Genomic DNA, 14,061 nt, shown 5'->3' on the forward strand with positions numbered 1-14,061 from the left:
GGTGGAGCGTTCAGGATCGCCGGCGCTGGCCAGCGGGATTGCTACAGGTTGGGGCACGCGCAGCGAAATCGCACAGTTTTTGTGCTGAATTGCATAGTCAATTCCGGCCTCTGCCCGCCAGGGCGTAGGAGGCTGGCTTGCCAACGATCTGGCGCAAAGCGGCAGCAGAATCAGACATCTCGGTTGAGCCAGAGCGCCGACCACCGCCGGTTTTGCTGCCGCTGCGCGCCAGATCGTCAGCAAGCTGGCCTCCCACGGCCTTCGGCCAGAATCTAAAGCAGACCGCGTACAGGCCTCCACGCATAAGAGACCAATGCCGCGATGGCACACCCATTGCTTTATTACCTCCAAGTCCAGCCTGTATGCGCGGTTGGCAGCCCTGGTCGGTCAATGATGATCGTCCGCCCTCAAGGCAGTGGGCTCAGCAGGTTGTTCCGACACTGTGGTCGAGCGACAACCCATAAAAGAACAGGCAAAGGCGCCTGGAACCGAAAGGTTCCGGGCGCCTTTTTTTTGCTTTCAAAAAACCTGATTGGCCTTGGCCGGGACTCGATATGAACACCACAGTCGCCCCTCTGAACGATGTGCAAACACTGATCGTCGTTGGTAACGGGATGGTCGGTCACCACTGCGTCGAACAACTGATCGCCGCCGGTGCCCTTGAGCGCTACCGCATTCATGTCTTCGGTGAAGAAGGCCAGCGCGCCTACGACCGCGTGCACCTGTCCGAATACTTCGGCGGGCGCGATGCCGAATCGCTGGCCCTGAGCGATGCCGCTTTGTACGAGCACCCGGGCCTGACGCTGCATCTGGGGGTGCCGGTACTGGAGATCGACAAGGCTCGACGCGAAGTCATCACCGCCCAAGGCTGCTTCGGCTACGACAAGCTGGTGCTCGCCACAGGGTCGTATCCGTTCGTGCCGCCCATCGAAGGCGCCGAGGGGCATTCGCGACTGGTCTATCGCACGCTGGACGATCTGGACACCATTCGCGCCGCTGCCGAAAACGCTAAACGTGGTGTCGTGGTCGGCGGTGGGCTGCTGGGTCTGGAAGCAGCGAACGCCTTGAAATCTCTTGGACTGGAAGCCCACGTCGTCGAGTTCGCACCACGCCTGATGCCGGTACAACTGGACGATCATGGCGGCGCGGCGCTCAAGGCCCGGATCGAAGCGCTGGGGGTTGGCGTGCATCTGTCTCGCGCCACTCAGTCGATCAGCGCAGGCGAGCAATATCGCTATCGCATGAACTTCGCCGGAGATGAATTCCTCGAAACCGACCTGATCGTGTTCTCGGCCGGCATTCGCCCACAGGACGCCCTCGCCCGCCAATGCGCGCTGGAGCTGGGCCCGCGTGGCGGCATTTCGATTGACGAACATTGCCGCACCAGTGACGCCGATATTTTCGCCATCGGCGAGTGCGCGGCGTGGAACGGCAGTGTCTTCGGACTGGTCGCGCCGGGTTATCAGATGGCGCGCAACGTCGCGGCACAATTGTGCGATCTGGATGCAGAGCCCTTCTTCGGCGCCGACATGTCGACCAAGCTCAAGCTCCTGGGCGTCGACGTCGGTTCCATCGGCGACGCCCATGGGGCCTTGACCGGTGCGCGCAGCTACCGCTTCATCGACGAAGCCACCTCCAGCTATCGTCGCCTGGTGGTCTCGGCCGACGGCACCCAAGTGCTGGGCGCGGTGCTGGTCGGCGACAACAGCTACTACGACACCCTGCTGCAATATGCGCAGAACGGCATCAAGCTGCCCGCCGACCCGTCGAGCCTGATCCTGCCCCACAGCGAAGGCGCACCGACCCTCGGCGCAGACGCCCTGCCCGCCACGGCGACCACCAGCTCGTGCCGCAACGTCGGCAAACGCGCGGTCGGCTCCGCCCTCGACGGCGGCTGCACCAACCTTGCCGGCATCAAGACCTGCACCAAGGCGGCAACCGGTTGCGGTGGCTGCTCGGCACTGCTCAAGAGCGTGTTCGAACACGAACTGACAGCCCGTGGCGTGGCGGTCGACAAGAGCCTGTGCGAGCACTTCGCTTTCACCCGTCAGGAGCTGTACGCCTTCGCCCGAGTGGGAAGCATCGAGAGTTTCGAACAGATGCTGGCCCGCCACGGCAAGGGCCACATCGGTTGCGACATCTGCAAACCGGCGGTCGGCTCCATTCTCGCGTCATGCTGGAACAAGCCGATCATGGACCCGTCGCTGGTCCCATTGCAGGACACCAACGACACCTTCATGGCCAACATGCAGAAAAATGGCACCTACTCCATCGTGCCGCGCATTCCGGCAGGAGAAATCACCCCCGACGGCCTGATCGCCATCGGCGCCGTCGCGAAAAAATACGATCTGTACACCAAGATCACCGGGGGCCAGCGCATCGACCTGTTCGGCGCGCAGCTCCATGAACTGCCCGATATCTGGGCCGAATTGATCGCCGCCGGTTTCGAAACCGGGCATGCGTACGGTAAATCCACCCGCACGGTGAAGTCCTGCGTCGGCAGCACCTGGTGCCGCTATGGCGTGCAGGACAGCGTGCAAATGGCGCTGAACATCGAGGATCGCTACAAGGGCCTGCGCTCGCCGCACAAACTCAAATTCGCGGTCTCCGGCTGCACCCGCGAATGCGCCGAAGCCCAGAGCAAGGACATCGGCGTGATCGCCACCGAGAACGGCTGGAACCTGTACGTCTGCGGCAACGGCGGCATGCGCCCGCGCCATGCCGAACTGTTCGCCACCGATCTGGATGACGAAACGCTGATTCGCTACATCGACCGCGTGCTGATGTTTTACATCCGCACCGCTGACAAATTGCAGCGCACGTCGGTCTGGCGCGAGTCGCTGGAAGGTGGACTGGATTACCTCAAGGCCGTCGTGATTGACGACAGCCTGGGGCTGGCGGCCGAGTTGGAACAGCAAATGCAACTGGTGGTGGATCGCTATGAATGCGAGTGGGCGAACGCACTAAAGAGCCCGGAGAAACTCAAGCGCTTCCGCACCTTCGTCAACGACAAGAGCGCTGACCCGGACATTCATTTCGTCAAGGAACGCAGCCAGCGTCGCCCGGCACGCGCCGGTGAACTCAACCTTATTCCTGTTGCGGAGATCGCACGATGAGCCAGTCCAATGCGTTGATGATGGACCCGTCGCAAACTCAGGCCTGGCGTGCGGTGTGCGCACGTCAGGATCTGGTGCTCAACTCCGGCGTGGTGGCGCTGGTGGGCACGGCGCAAGTCGCACTGTTTTACGTGGCGTCGATCAGTGGCACGCCGCAGTTGTTCGCGGTGGACAATCGCGATCCGGTGTCCGGGGTCAATGTGATCGGGCGGGGGTTGATCGGGAGTCTGGCGGGGGATCTGGTGATTGCGTCGCCGCTGTACAAGCAGCATTACCGGTTGGAAGACGGTACGTGTCTGGAGGATCCGGCGTTGAGATTGCGGACCTGGCCGGTGCGGTTGATGGGGGACGTGGTTGAGGTTGATGTGGGGTGAGGTGTTTTTTGCGTTGAGGTCGAGTGCATGGGGTCTGGCTAACGCCATACTCGTTTCGCCTTCGGCGGGTTACTTGGGGTCTTTTCAAGTAACCCGCCGAAGGCGGAACGCTTCTGCCGTTAGGCAGAACCAAAATCAGGGCCGCCACAAATGAAGGATATATCCACCATTCCAGCGCCACCGACTCCCCCCAAAAAACCAAAAAAATGGGCAACCGAAGTCGCCCAAAATGCCTTGCGTGCTCTTTTTATAAAGACTCAATCCTTGCCGCTCTTGGGTGAGTCTCTCCAGATAAACAACCCCAGCCCTGCGAAACAACTCAGCATCAGCATGACCGTGATGACACCGCCTACCACCACATGGTCGGGAAACATGAGCGCCCCCTCCTGCCGTGACCCTGTTCGATGGGTGCAGATTAACCAGAGACGAATCGAGAGATATTGATCCAGGTCAACGCCGCCGCACATGACGGCAGCTCATCGACCGGATCGGAAAAAGAAGGGAGGTCTAGCGCTTTTTCGGTTTGTTCTTCGGCTTTTTCTTGCCTTTGCCCAACGGCATTGCCTGCTCGAAGGCCTGACGCACTTCGTTGAGCCGCTTGTCGTTGAGATCGTGAACGCGCTTGGCGCGCTCGACGCTCAGGTCTACCAGTTTTTCATCATCGCTCATGGCGTGCCGCTCTCGAATGCCCAATGGCGACAATAATGCGCAATCGCGCCGGCGCTGACCAGCACCTCAGACTTTCAGATCCACCCACAAGCCCTGACGCGGCTCGTCGTCGATGATCGGCACCACCGGCACCGTGTTATCGGCGTTCAGGTAGTCGCCGGGCATGGCCGGGCCTTGATGCGCCGAATCTTGCGCAGCCTGCCCTTCATCCTCGTTCAGATCGGGATGACGATCGGCAGTGCGTCGATCACGGCGACGCCGTTGCTGTCGACGCTGCTCCTCGCGCAGCATCAACTGCGCCTGTTCCGGATCGCGCTCACCCATGTTGATCGTGGTTTCGCTGGAACTCGGCTGCACCGGGGTCACGGGCGGAATGTCCGGTGTCGGCCTGACCGGGTCCTGCTGCGCAGTCACGGGGGCTGCACTCAAGGGAATCAGCGGTGGCAGCATGGTAATGGTCTCCTGTTATCAAGCTGTCGGCTGCCGTTTCGTCGACTTGAGCCGTCGGAAGAGGAAGTTTGGACTATGTTTTTCGCAACTAGTGCAAATGTGGACCCAAACATCAGGCCATACGTCCAATAAATACGGGGCTTTTTACAATGCGCCTTTGGCCTTGGCGGCTTGTTCCGTTAACATAGTCGGCTTTTTCAAGGCGGGAGTCAGGCAGCATGGCGCAGCAGTATCAACCGGGGCAACGCTGGATTAGCGACAGCGAAGCCGAGCTGGGTTTAGGCACCGTTCTGGCACAGGACGGCCGCTTGTTGACCGTGCTCTATCCGGCCACTGGCGACACGCGCCAATATGCGTTGCGCAATGCCCCGCTGACGCGGGTGCGCTTCTCGCCGGGTGACACCATCACCCACTTCGAGAACTGGAAAATGACCGTTCGCGAAGTCGACGACGTCGACGGCCTGCTGGTCTACCACGGTCTCAATGCGCAGAACCAACCGGTCACCCTGCCGGAAACCCAGCTCTCGAACTTCATTCAGTTCCGACTGGCCAGCGACCGTCTGTTCGCCGGGCAGATCGACCCGCTGGCCTGGTTCTCACTGCGTTATCACACGCTCGAGCACACCAGCCGCCAACTGCAATCCTCGCTGTGGGGCCTGGGCGGCGTTCGTGCCCAGCCTATCGCTCACCAATTGCACATCGCCCGCGAAGTCGCGGACCGTATCGCCCCGCGCGTTCTGCTCGCTGACGAAGTGGGTCTGGGCAAGACCATCGAAGCCGGCCTGGTCATTCATCGCCAGCTGCTCTCGGGCCGCGCCAGCCGCGTGCTGATCCTCGTGCCGGAAAACCTCCAGCACCAGTGGCTGGTGGAAATGCGCCGTCGCTTCAACCTGCAGGTCGCGCTGTTCGACGCCGAGCGTTTCATCGAAAGCGATGCCAGCAACCCGTTCGAAGACACTCAACTGGCGCTGGTTTCGCTGGAGTGGCTGGTGGACGACGAGAAAGCTCAGGACGCGCTGTTCGCGGCCGGCTGGGATCTGCTGGTGGTCGACGAAGCTCACCACCTGGTCTGGCACGAAGAAAAGGCCAGCGCGGAGTATTCGCTGGTCGAGCAATTGGCCGAAGTGATCCCGGGCGTACTGTTGCTGACCGCGACCCCGGAACAACTGGGACAGGACAGCCACTTCGCCCGTCTGCGTCTGCTCGATCCAAACCGTTTTCATGACCTGCACGCCTTCCGCGCCGAAAGCGAAAACTATCGCCCGGTGGCCGAAGCCGTTCAGGAATTGCTCGATCAGGGCCGTTTGTCTCCTGAAGCCCACAAGACCATTCATGGCTTTCTCGGTGCCGAAGGCGAAGCCTTGCTGGCTGCCGTGGCCGATGGCGACACCGAAGCCAGCGCCCGTCTGATCCGCGAATTGCTCGACCGCCATGGCACCGGTCGCGTGCTGTTCCGTAACACCCGCGCCGCTGTCCAGGGTTTCCCGGAACGCAAGCTGCATCCGTATCCGCTGCCGTGCCCGGCCGAATACCTCGAATTGCCAATTGGCGAGCATGCCGATCTGTACCCGGAAGTCAGCTTCCAGGCTCAGGGCGAGACCAGCGAAGAAGAACGCTGGTGGCGCTTCGACCCACGGGTCGACTGGCTGATCGACACGCTGAAAATGCTCAAGCGCGTCAAAGTGCTGGTGATCTGTGCCCACGCTGAAACCGCGATGGACCTGGAAGACGCCCTGCGCGTGCGCTCCGGCATCCCGGCCACCGTGTTCCACGAAGGCATGAACATCCTCGAGCGCGACCGCGCGGCGGCCTACTTCGCCGACGAAGAGTTCGGCGCGCAGGTCTTGATCTGTTCGGAAATCGGCAGCGAAGGCCGCAACTTCCAGTTCTCCCATCACCTGGTGCTGTTCGATCTGCCTGCGCACCCGGACCTGCTGGAGCAGCGTATCGGCCGTCTGGACCGTATCGGCCAGAAGCACATCATCGAACTGCACGTGCCGTATCTGGAAACCAGCCCTCAAGAGCGTCTGTTCCAGTGGTATCACGAAGCGCTGAATGCATTCCTCAATACCTGCCCGACCGGCAACGCCCTGCAGCACCAGTTCGGACCGCGTCTGCTGCCGCAACTGGAAGGTGGCGACGAGGACGACTGGCAGGCGCTGGTCAACGAGGCCCGCGCCGAACGCGAGCGTCTGGAAAGCGAACTGCACACCGGTCGCGACCGCCTGCTGGAGCTCAACTCCGGCGGCGCGGGTGAAGGCGAGGCGCTGGTCGAGGCGATTCTTGAGCAGGACGATCAGTTCACCCTGCCGATCTACATGGAAACCCTGTTCGACGCGTTCGGCATCGACAGCGAAGATCATTCGGAAAACGCGCTGATCCTCAAGCCGAGCGAGAAGATGCTCGACGCCAGCTTCCCGCTCGGCGACGACGAAGGCGTGACCATTACCTACGACCGCAATCAGGCGCTGTCTCGCGAGGACATGCAGTTCATCACCTGGGAGCACCCGATGGTGCAAGGCGGCATGGATCTGGTGCTGTCCGGTTCCATGGGCAACACCGCCGTGGCGCTGATCAAGAACAAGGCGCTGAAACCCGGCACCGTGCTGCTTGAGCTGCTGTATGTGAGCGAAGTGGTTGCACCGCGCTCGCTGCAACTGGGCCGTTACCTGCCGCCCGCCGCCCTGCGCTGTCTGCTGGACGCCAACGGCAACGATCTGTCGGGACGTGTTTCATTCACGACCCTGAACGATCAGCTGGAAAGCGTGCCCCGCGCCAGCGCCAACAAGTTCATCCAGGCCCAGCGCGACGTGCTCAACCCGCAGATCAATGCCGCCGAAAGCAAGATTGCGCCGAAACACGCCGAGCGCGTGGCCGAAGCCCAACGTCGCCTGGCAGCCGATACCGATGAAGAACTGGCGCGTCTGTCCGCCCTGCAAGCGGTCAACCCGACCGTGCGCGACAGCGAACTGACTGCCTTGCGCGAGCAGCGCGAGCAAGGTCTGGCGATGCTCGAGAAGGCGGCACTGCGTCTGGAAGCGATCCGGGTGCTGGTCGCCGGATAAGTCTGATCATGCCCACGCTCTGCGTGGGCATGCATCCCTTGATGCCCCGCGTCACATCAACAAGCGGACGCGGAGCGTCCAGCCCAGCGTTACCACGCAGAGCGTGGGAACGAGCAAAAACCCTAAGCGACTGACGGTTTCACCCCTGCCGCTACTGGCTCATCGGCCAGCATCCCTTCGCGCATCCGCTGCGCATCGCGACTGAAGCACTTCGACGCCCGCACCAGAAACACCAGCGCAAAGAACAGCGCCACCGGAATCAGGTACATCGCATCATGCAGCCCGACGGCCTTGAACGGTTCGGTCATCTGTTCGACCTGCGCCGCGTACATTGCTGAATGAGCGAAATGATCCGACAACAGCCCGACCACCACCGGCCCCAGGCCACCGCCCAACAGATACAACCCGGCGAAGAACAGCGCCATGGCCGTTGCCCGCAACCGCGGCTGCACCACGTCCTGGATGGCGGTGTAGACGCAGGTATAGAAGTTGTAGGAGAACAGCCAGCCGAGGCTGAACACGGCGACGAACACACCTATCTCGATGCGGCCGGCATGCAGCGCATAACCCGTGCACAGGCTGGCAATCGCCATGCTCAATGCCGCGAACATCAACCGGCCATTGGCGAAACGCTGATGCAGCTTGTCCGCGACCCAGCCACCGGCGGTCAAACCCACAAGCCCCGTCACACCGACAATCATCCCCGTCGCCATGGCGGCCTCTTGCAACGGCAACAGGAAATACCGCTGCAACATCGGCACCATGAACGAGTTGCACGCATAGGTCGCGAAGTTGAAAGCAAGGCCCGCCAGCACCAGCCAACGGAAGGTTGGAATCGACAGCACGCGGCGGATCGGCCGGTCGATCTTCTCTTGCGACGTCGCAATGCTTTCTGCGGCCCCCCGCGCCGGCTCGCGAATGAAAAACATGAAGACGGCCAGCACCAGGCCCGGCACTGCCGCGATGAAGAACGGCGCACGCCAACTGTCGAACGCCTTGACCATCGCGCCGATGGTGAAGAACGCCAGCAACAGCCCCAGTGGCAGGCCGAGCATGAAGATCCCCATTGCCCGCGCGCGTTTGTGTGCAGGGAACAGATCGCCGATCAGTGAGTTGGCGGCTGGCGCATAGCTCGCCTCGCCAATGCCAACGCCCATGCGCACCAGCAAGAACGCCCAGAAGTTGCCGACCAGGCCATTGACCGCTGTCAGCCCGCTCCACACCGCCAGGCCCCAGCCCATCAACTTGCGTCGCGAGCCGTTGTCCGCCATGCGCCCCAACGGCAACCCCGCAATCGCGTAGACCAACGTAAACGCGGTGCCGATGATTCCAAGCTGAAAGTCGCTCAGCAGCCATTCCTTGCGAATCGGCTCAATGATGATCGCCGGAATCGTGCGGTCGAAAAAGTTGAAAAGATTGGCCAGAAACAACAGGAACAGAATGCGCCACGCGTTCGCCGCCTGAGTCGAATGATCCATGTGTCGATCTCTTTATTGTTGTTTTTCGGCCAGACACGACCAGGCCAGGAAATGGAAATCTAGACAGCCCACCCTCAGCTGTCTGTGATTATTCGCCAGGCTGATATCAACCCATCGGAATCGAATGTCCCGAGCGATTTAATCCTCGCAACGACTGCCCATTTCAAGCCTCATACACATCCAGAAATATTTTCTGAACCCACTTCCCAGGCGCAACGGAAAGCCTAGAATGGCCAGCCGTTCTACCCCTCCCTTCGTCTTGGCCCTTCTTGGTTGAAACCATGTCCGACGTCAGTCCGTGCCTGAATTGTGGTGCCTGCTGTTCATATTTTCGCGTGTCTTTTTTCTGGGGTGAGTGCGCGTCGGCGGGAGGCACGGTCCCCGATGACCGGGTGAGCAGCATCAGCCCGAGTCGCGTGGCAATGCTTGGCACCGACTGCAAATCCGTGCGCTGCACGGCGCTTGTAGGGGAAGTGGGAAAGGGAACGAGCTGTTCAATTTATGAACAGCGCTCCAGCACCTGCCGCGAGTTCGAGGCGTCCTGGACGGACGGGATACACAATGCGGATTGCGATGCTGCCAGGGCGAAATTCGGTCTGGCCGCAATCTCCCCGCCGCCGGGCAATGATGATGGTTGGGGCCTTTTGCCAGATGACATCGCTACTGCTTAGAACCATTCGCGATAACTGTTATTTCGAAATAATGTGTACATCCGTCCCCAAACGAGTGTTTAAAACCCAGTCACCTCTATAATCATCGCAAAGTGCCATCAGTTACCCAGACTGGGGCTACTCCGGCAGTGGACACATGGAGCGTGCTATGGATTGGCTGGGTTTGCATTTTCTTCCTTCTGTGCCGGCGGACGGCCGGATGCTGCTCGAGTGCAGCCATAACCCCCTTCTCATCCTGCTGGCGTATCTGGTGGCCTGTGCCGCCAGCTTCGCAACGCTGGACATCGCCGAGCGAATCGGACATGTCGATAATTTCAACGCCCGAATCCGCTGGCGAGCGTTGGGCGCGTTGTGCCTGGCCGTGGGTATCTGGGCCATGCATTTCATCAGCATGCTGTCGTTTCAAACACCGCTGGAAATGCACTATGAGCTGCCCATCACTATCGCGTCGCTGGCCATCGCGCTGATTGCCGGGATGGTGGCGATGGAAGCCCTGAGCCATCCACAGCTGAGCCTCGCGCAATACCTCTTTGCATCCGTTTTCATCGGTCTTGGCATCACCGCCATGCATTACGTAGGCATGTCGGCCATGCGCTCCAGTGCGCTGCAGTTTTACGAACCGGTGCGTTTTGTCGCCTCCATCGTGATCGCCATCGCCAGCAGCCTCGCCGCGCTGGTACTTGCCATTCACTTGCGTCAGGGCAGTGGTGTATTTCATCAACTCCTCAAGTACGGCGCGAGCCTGGTTCTGGGCGCGGGCATCGTCAGCACACACTTCATGGGGATGTGGGCGCTGCACCTGATCGTGCCCGCCGGAACGCAGCTTCAGCCCCCGGCCATGGAAAACAGCCTGCAGTTGAGCCTGACCATCGCTCTGATCGTGCTGCTGATCATCGCCGGCAGCGTCAGCGCGGCACTGGCAGACAAGAAACTGCAAGCCAAGGAGCGCGATCTGAATCGGGTCAACGCGCTACTGAGTCAGCTCGATCAGGCCCGCGTGTCCTTGCAGCAAGTGGCGCATTACGACGCGCTGACCAACCTGATCAACCGCCGTGGTTTCAACCAGATCTTCGCTGAACGCCTGATGGAGCAAAAGCTCGCTGAAGGCATGCTCGCGGTGATGTTCCTGGACATCGATCATTTCAAGCGCATCAACGACAGTCTGGGCCATGATGCTGGAGACGAATTGTTGAAGGTGATCGCCGAGCGCATCCGCAGCGCCACCCGCAGCAATGACGTGGTCGCGCGTTTCGGCGGCGACGAGTTCTGCATCCTCATTGCGCTGAACAGTACCAACGAGGCCCTGCACCTGGCGCAGAGAGTGATGCAAAAGATGAAAGAGCCCATCGCGCTGTCGGGGCGGCGCATGGTCATGACCACCAGTATCGGTATCAGTGTTTATCCCGAGGATGGCGAAACCTCGGANNGCAACAGCATTCATTTCTTCAGCGCCAACCTCAAGACCAAGGCCAGTCTGGAACTTCATCTGGAAGAGGAACTGCGCGCGGCGCTGCGACAAGAAGGCGCCCTGCAACTGTATTACCAACCCATCGTCGATCTACGCACCGGGCATGTCGCCAAGTTGGAGGCGCTGGTGCGCTGGGAGCACCCGACCCATGGCCTGCTGACCCCGGATCGCTTCATCAGCATCGCGGAAAACAACGGTTTGATCGCCGAACTGGACAACTGGGTCTTGCGCCGGGCCTGTCGCGATCTGGGTCAGCTCACGGAGCCGGGATTCGAGAAACTGGTGATCGCGGTCAACTGCTCGGCGTTGAACCTGGCCCGCGAAGAGTTGCTGGAGGAAGTCGACAGCGCCTTGAAGGAAGCCGGCGTCGCGCCTCATCGACTGGAGCTGGAAGTCACCGAGAATGCCTTGATGGGCAATATCAGCAACACCATCATCCTGCTCAAGGAGATTCGTGCTCTGGGCGTCGCCTTGTCCATCGACGACTTCGGCACCGGTTACTCGTCGCTCGCTTACCTCAAGCGCTTGCCACTGGACACGGTAAAGATCGACCGTTCGTTCATCATCGACATCCCCCGCTCGCCCCAGGACATGGAGATCGTCCAGGCAATCATCCTGATGGCCCACACGCTGCACCTGAAGGTCGTGACAGAAGGCGTGGAGACCCCGGCGCAACTGGACTTTCTCAGCCACTACGGGTGCGACTACGTCCAGGGTTATCTGTTCAGCAAGCCAGCGCCGCTGAGCGATCTTCGTCCCTTGGTGAAACAGCTCAACATGCGCCGCCCCGCCGGTTTGTGGCCATCGACCGCCATACTCGATGCGGTGAAACCGAACGTTCAAACCGCAATCGGGCGATCTGCCGGGAACCGGCCGCCAACGCGGTGAGCGGGACTCTCTGATGTGGCTGGCGTTAGCCAGACCGCAAATGATCACAGCACACAATTGCTGGGATTTTTTGCTACTGACACCCCACTTACAGTTACCGCCCTACCCACTTTGCCATCATTCAACGCACCAAAATAAGGCGCAAGCAACCCTCACGCCCTTTCCTGGATCATGACCCACGGCGCCACTACCACTGCCCACAACGGTGGATCTCGTTCAAGCAAGTCCAGAGCCTTTGATTCAGAGACCTTCCCGACCTCCCCACTGTTAAGCCACGTGGCGACTTTCGCCTCGGCGTTCTCGGCAAATGCCTGGGCAACAGCTATCAGATCCTGCGAAGGCTCGACCCACAACAGGGCACCCTTGGCAAAGAACGGTTGCAATTCATTCCAGGTAATTGAAGCCGTTTCGCCAAGCAGTTTGGCATAGAGGGTGCTAGGTTCTTGCGTCATGGGTTTCACCGTTTGGAAAATCGGTCTGAATCATACCGCCGCCTTTCCCGCGCTCAAACCTGGATTCAAGTGATTGATTGCAGAGAACTTCGCTCAAGCCGATAGATTGAACGACCCGGTTGGGCAATCGACCGGCTTGATTGTGTATCTTTCTTTCGATTAAGCGACATCAACAGGTTTTGCCCCCTGCAGCCAGCTTTTCAAGCGCTCGACCGGCGCTCTAAACTGTTCCGGTACAGTTGCCGGGGGAATGGCCTGGATAATCAATCCGGTCCTGCAGCTTCTGGCCGTCAGGATTATAAAAACTACAACGCAAGAGTGGAGCATCATGACTAAGGGTATTAATCAGATTTCCAAGCTGTTTGCCGCACTGGTTCTGGCGGGGGTTGCCAGCCATTCGTTCGCAGCTGACACCATCAAGATCGGCATCGCCGGCCCTAAAACCGGTGCTGTTGCCCAATACGGCNCGCCAAAGGCGGCGTAGACGGCAAGAAGCTGGAAGCCGTTGATTACGACGACGCTTGCGACCCTAAACAAGCGGTCGCGATCGCCAACAAAGTGGTGAACGACGGCGTGAAATTCGTGGTCGGCCACCTGTGCTCCAGCTCCACTCAGCCAGCGTCCGACATCTACGAAGACGAAGGCATCATCATGATCACTCCGGCTGCCACCAGTCCGGAAATCACCAGCCGTGGCTACAAAATGGTGTTCCGCACCATCGGTCTGGACAGTGCGCAGGGCCCGGCTGCCGGCGAATACATCGCCAAGCAAGTCAAGCCGAAGATCGTCGCGGTCATCCACGACAAACAGCAGTACGGTGAAGGTATCGCCACTGCCGTCAAGCAGACCCTGGAAAAAGACGGCGTGAAAGTCGCCCTGTTCGAAGGCATCAACGCCGGCGACAAGGACTTCTCTTCGCTGATCGCCAAAATGAAGCAAGCCAACGTCGACTTCGTCTACTACGGCGGCTATCACCCTGAGCTGGGTCTGATCCTGCGTCAGGCTCAGGAAAAAGGCCTGAAAGCCGGCTTCATGGGTCCGGAAGGCGTGGGTAACGCTTCCATCTCGCAGATCGCTCAGGACGCATCCGAAGGTCTGTTGGTAACCCTGCCGAAGTCCTTTGACCAGGATCCTGCCAACAAGGCACTGGTAGAAGCATTCAAAGCCAAGAAAGAAGACCCGAGCGGTCCTTTCGTGTTCCCGGCCTACGCCGCAGTTGAAGTCATCGCCGACGGTATCAAGGCCGCCAAGTCCGAAGACACCGCCAAAGTGGCCGAAGCCATTCGCGCTGGCACCTTCAAGACCCCTACCGGCGATCTGTCTTTCGACGCCAAGGGTGACCTGAAAGACTTCAAATTCGTCGTTTACACCTGGCACAAAGATGGCACCAAGACTGAAGCCCCTGTGAAGTAATCACACGCCTCATGTTG

10 protein-coding genes and 3 pseudogenes are annotated in these 14,061 nt (G+C 60.1%); 8 read left to right on the plus strand and 5 right to left on the minus strand.

The window, feature by feature from the left end; translation table 11 throughout:
- The first annotated feature begins 554 nt into the window (after positions 1 to 554).
- Both nirB and nirD read left to right on the plus strand, forming a co-directional pair.
- Positions 555 to 3,116, plus strand: coding sequence for a nitrite reductase large subunit NirB (gene nirB, locus D3M70_RS20825; protein WP_120127550.1), 2,562 nt, complete (start codon positions 555 to 557; stop codon positions 3,114 to 3,116).
- Complete coding sequence (gene nirD / locus D3M70_RS20830; protein WP_120127551.1) at positions 3,113 to 3,490, plus strand: nitrite reductase small subunit NirD; 378 nt, start codon at positions 3,113 to 3,115, stop codon at positions 3,488 to 3,490. The genes nirB and nirD overlap by 4 nt, the downstream gene beginning before the upstream one ends.
- A gap of 257 nt (positions 3,491 to 3,747) precedes the next feature.
- Here the strand turns inward: nirD and ccoM are convergent, their stop codons facing one another.
- From ccoM to D3M70_RS20840, 3 genes are all read right to left on the minus strand, one after another.
- Positions 3,748 to 3,864 carry a cytochrome c oxidase subunit CcoM gene (gene ccoM, locus D3M70_RS33985; RefSeq protein WP_305955099.1) on the minus strand — a complete coding sequence of 39 codons (117 nt, stop codon included), beginning with the start codon at positions 3,862 to 3,864 and terminating at the stop codon, positions 3,748 to 3,750.
- Between the two features lie 133 nt (positions 3,865 to 3,997).
- Positions 3,998 to 4,159: a hypothetical protein gene (locus tag D3M70_RS32060; RefSeq protein WP_165869860.1), complete on the minus strand. Its 162-nt coding sequence runs from the start codon at positions 4,157 to 4,159 to the stop codon at positions 3,998 to 4,000.
- 66 nt (positions 4,160 to 4,225) lie between these two features.
- Entirely contained in the window at positions 4,226 to 4,609 is a 384-nt protein-coding gene (locus D3M70_RS20840; RefSeq protein ID WP_120127553.1) for an aspartate-semialdehyde dehydrogenase, read from the minus strand.
- 218 nt (positions 4,610 to 4,827) lie between these two features.
- Here D3M70_RS20840 and rapA point away from each other — a divergent pair, with 218 nt between their 5' ends.
- Complete coding sequence (rapA, locus tag D3M70_RS20845; RefSeq protein WP_120127554.1) at positions 4,828 to 7,674, plus strand: RNA polymerase-associated protein RapA; 2,847 nt, start codon at positions 4,828 to 4,830, stop codon at positions 7,672 to 7,674.
- 122 nt (positions 7,675 to 7,796) lie between these two features.
- On the opposite strand, the gene D3M70_RS20850 is transcribed toward rapA, so the two are convergent.
- Positions 7,797 to 9,152: an MFS transporter gene (locus tag D3M70_RS20850; protein WP_120127555.1), complete on the minus strand. Its 1,356-nt coding sequence runs from the start codon at positions 9,150 to 9,152 to the stop codon at positions 7,797 to 7,799.
- A gap of 281 nt (positions 9,153 to 9,433) precedes the next feature.
- Here D3M70_RS20850 and D3M70_RS20855 point away from each other — a divergent pair, with 281 nt between their 5' ends.
- The 3 genes and pseudogenes from D3M70_RS20855 to D3M70_RS33490 all read left to right on the plus strand — a co-directional run.
- Positions 9,434 to 9,823: a YkgJ family cysteine cluster protein gene (locus D3M70_RS20855; RefSeq protein WP_120127556.1), complete on the plus strand. Its 390-nt coding sequence runs from the start codon at positions 9,434 to 9,436 to the stop codon at positions 9,821 to 9,823.
- Between the two features lie 148 nt (positions 9,824 to 9,971).
- Positions 9,972 to 11,248: diguanylate cyclase domain-containing protein (locus D3M70_RS33485; protein WP_256659943.1), on the plus strand; the 1,277-nt coding region annotated here is incomplete at its 3' end.
- A gap of 2 nt (positions 11,249 to 11,250) precedes the next feature.
- A pseudogene (locus tag D3M70_RS33490) lies at positions 11,251 to 12,179 on the plus strand (putative bifunctional diguanylate cyclase/phosphodiesterase); the annotation flags it as partial.
- A gap of 152 nt (positions 12,180 to 12,331) precedes the next feature.
- On the opposite strand, the gene D3M70_RS20865 reads toward D3M70_RS33490, so the two are convergent.
- Positions 12,332 to 12,631 (minus strand): DUF2288 domain-containing protein, encoded by a 300-nt coding sequence (locus D3M70_RS20865; RefSeq protein WP_120127558.1) that lies wholly within the window; start codon positions 12,629 to 12,631, stop codon positions 12,332 to 12,334.
- Positions 12,632 to 12,959: 328 nt separating this feature from the next.
- On the opposite strand from D3M70_RS20865, the pseudogene D3M70_RS33495 reads away from it, so the two are divergent.
- Positions 12,960 to 13,097, plus strand: a pseudogene (locus D3M70_RS33495) (leucine ABC transporter subunit substrate-binding protein LivK); the annotation flags it as partial.
- 1 nt (position 13,098) lies between these two features.
- A pseudogene (locus tag D3M70_RS20870) lies at positions 13,099 to 14,044 on the plus strand (branched-chain amino acid ABC transporter substrate-binding protein); the annotation flags it as partial.
- Positions 14,045 to 14,061: the final 17 nt, after the last annotated feature.

Origin of the sequence: Pseudomonas sp. LS-2, assembly GCF_003605735.1 — a bacterium.
Lineage (GTDB): Bacteria > Pseudomonadota > Gammaproteobacteria > Pseudomonadales > Pseudomonadaceae > Aquipseudomonas.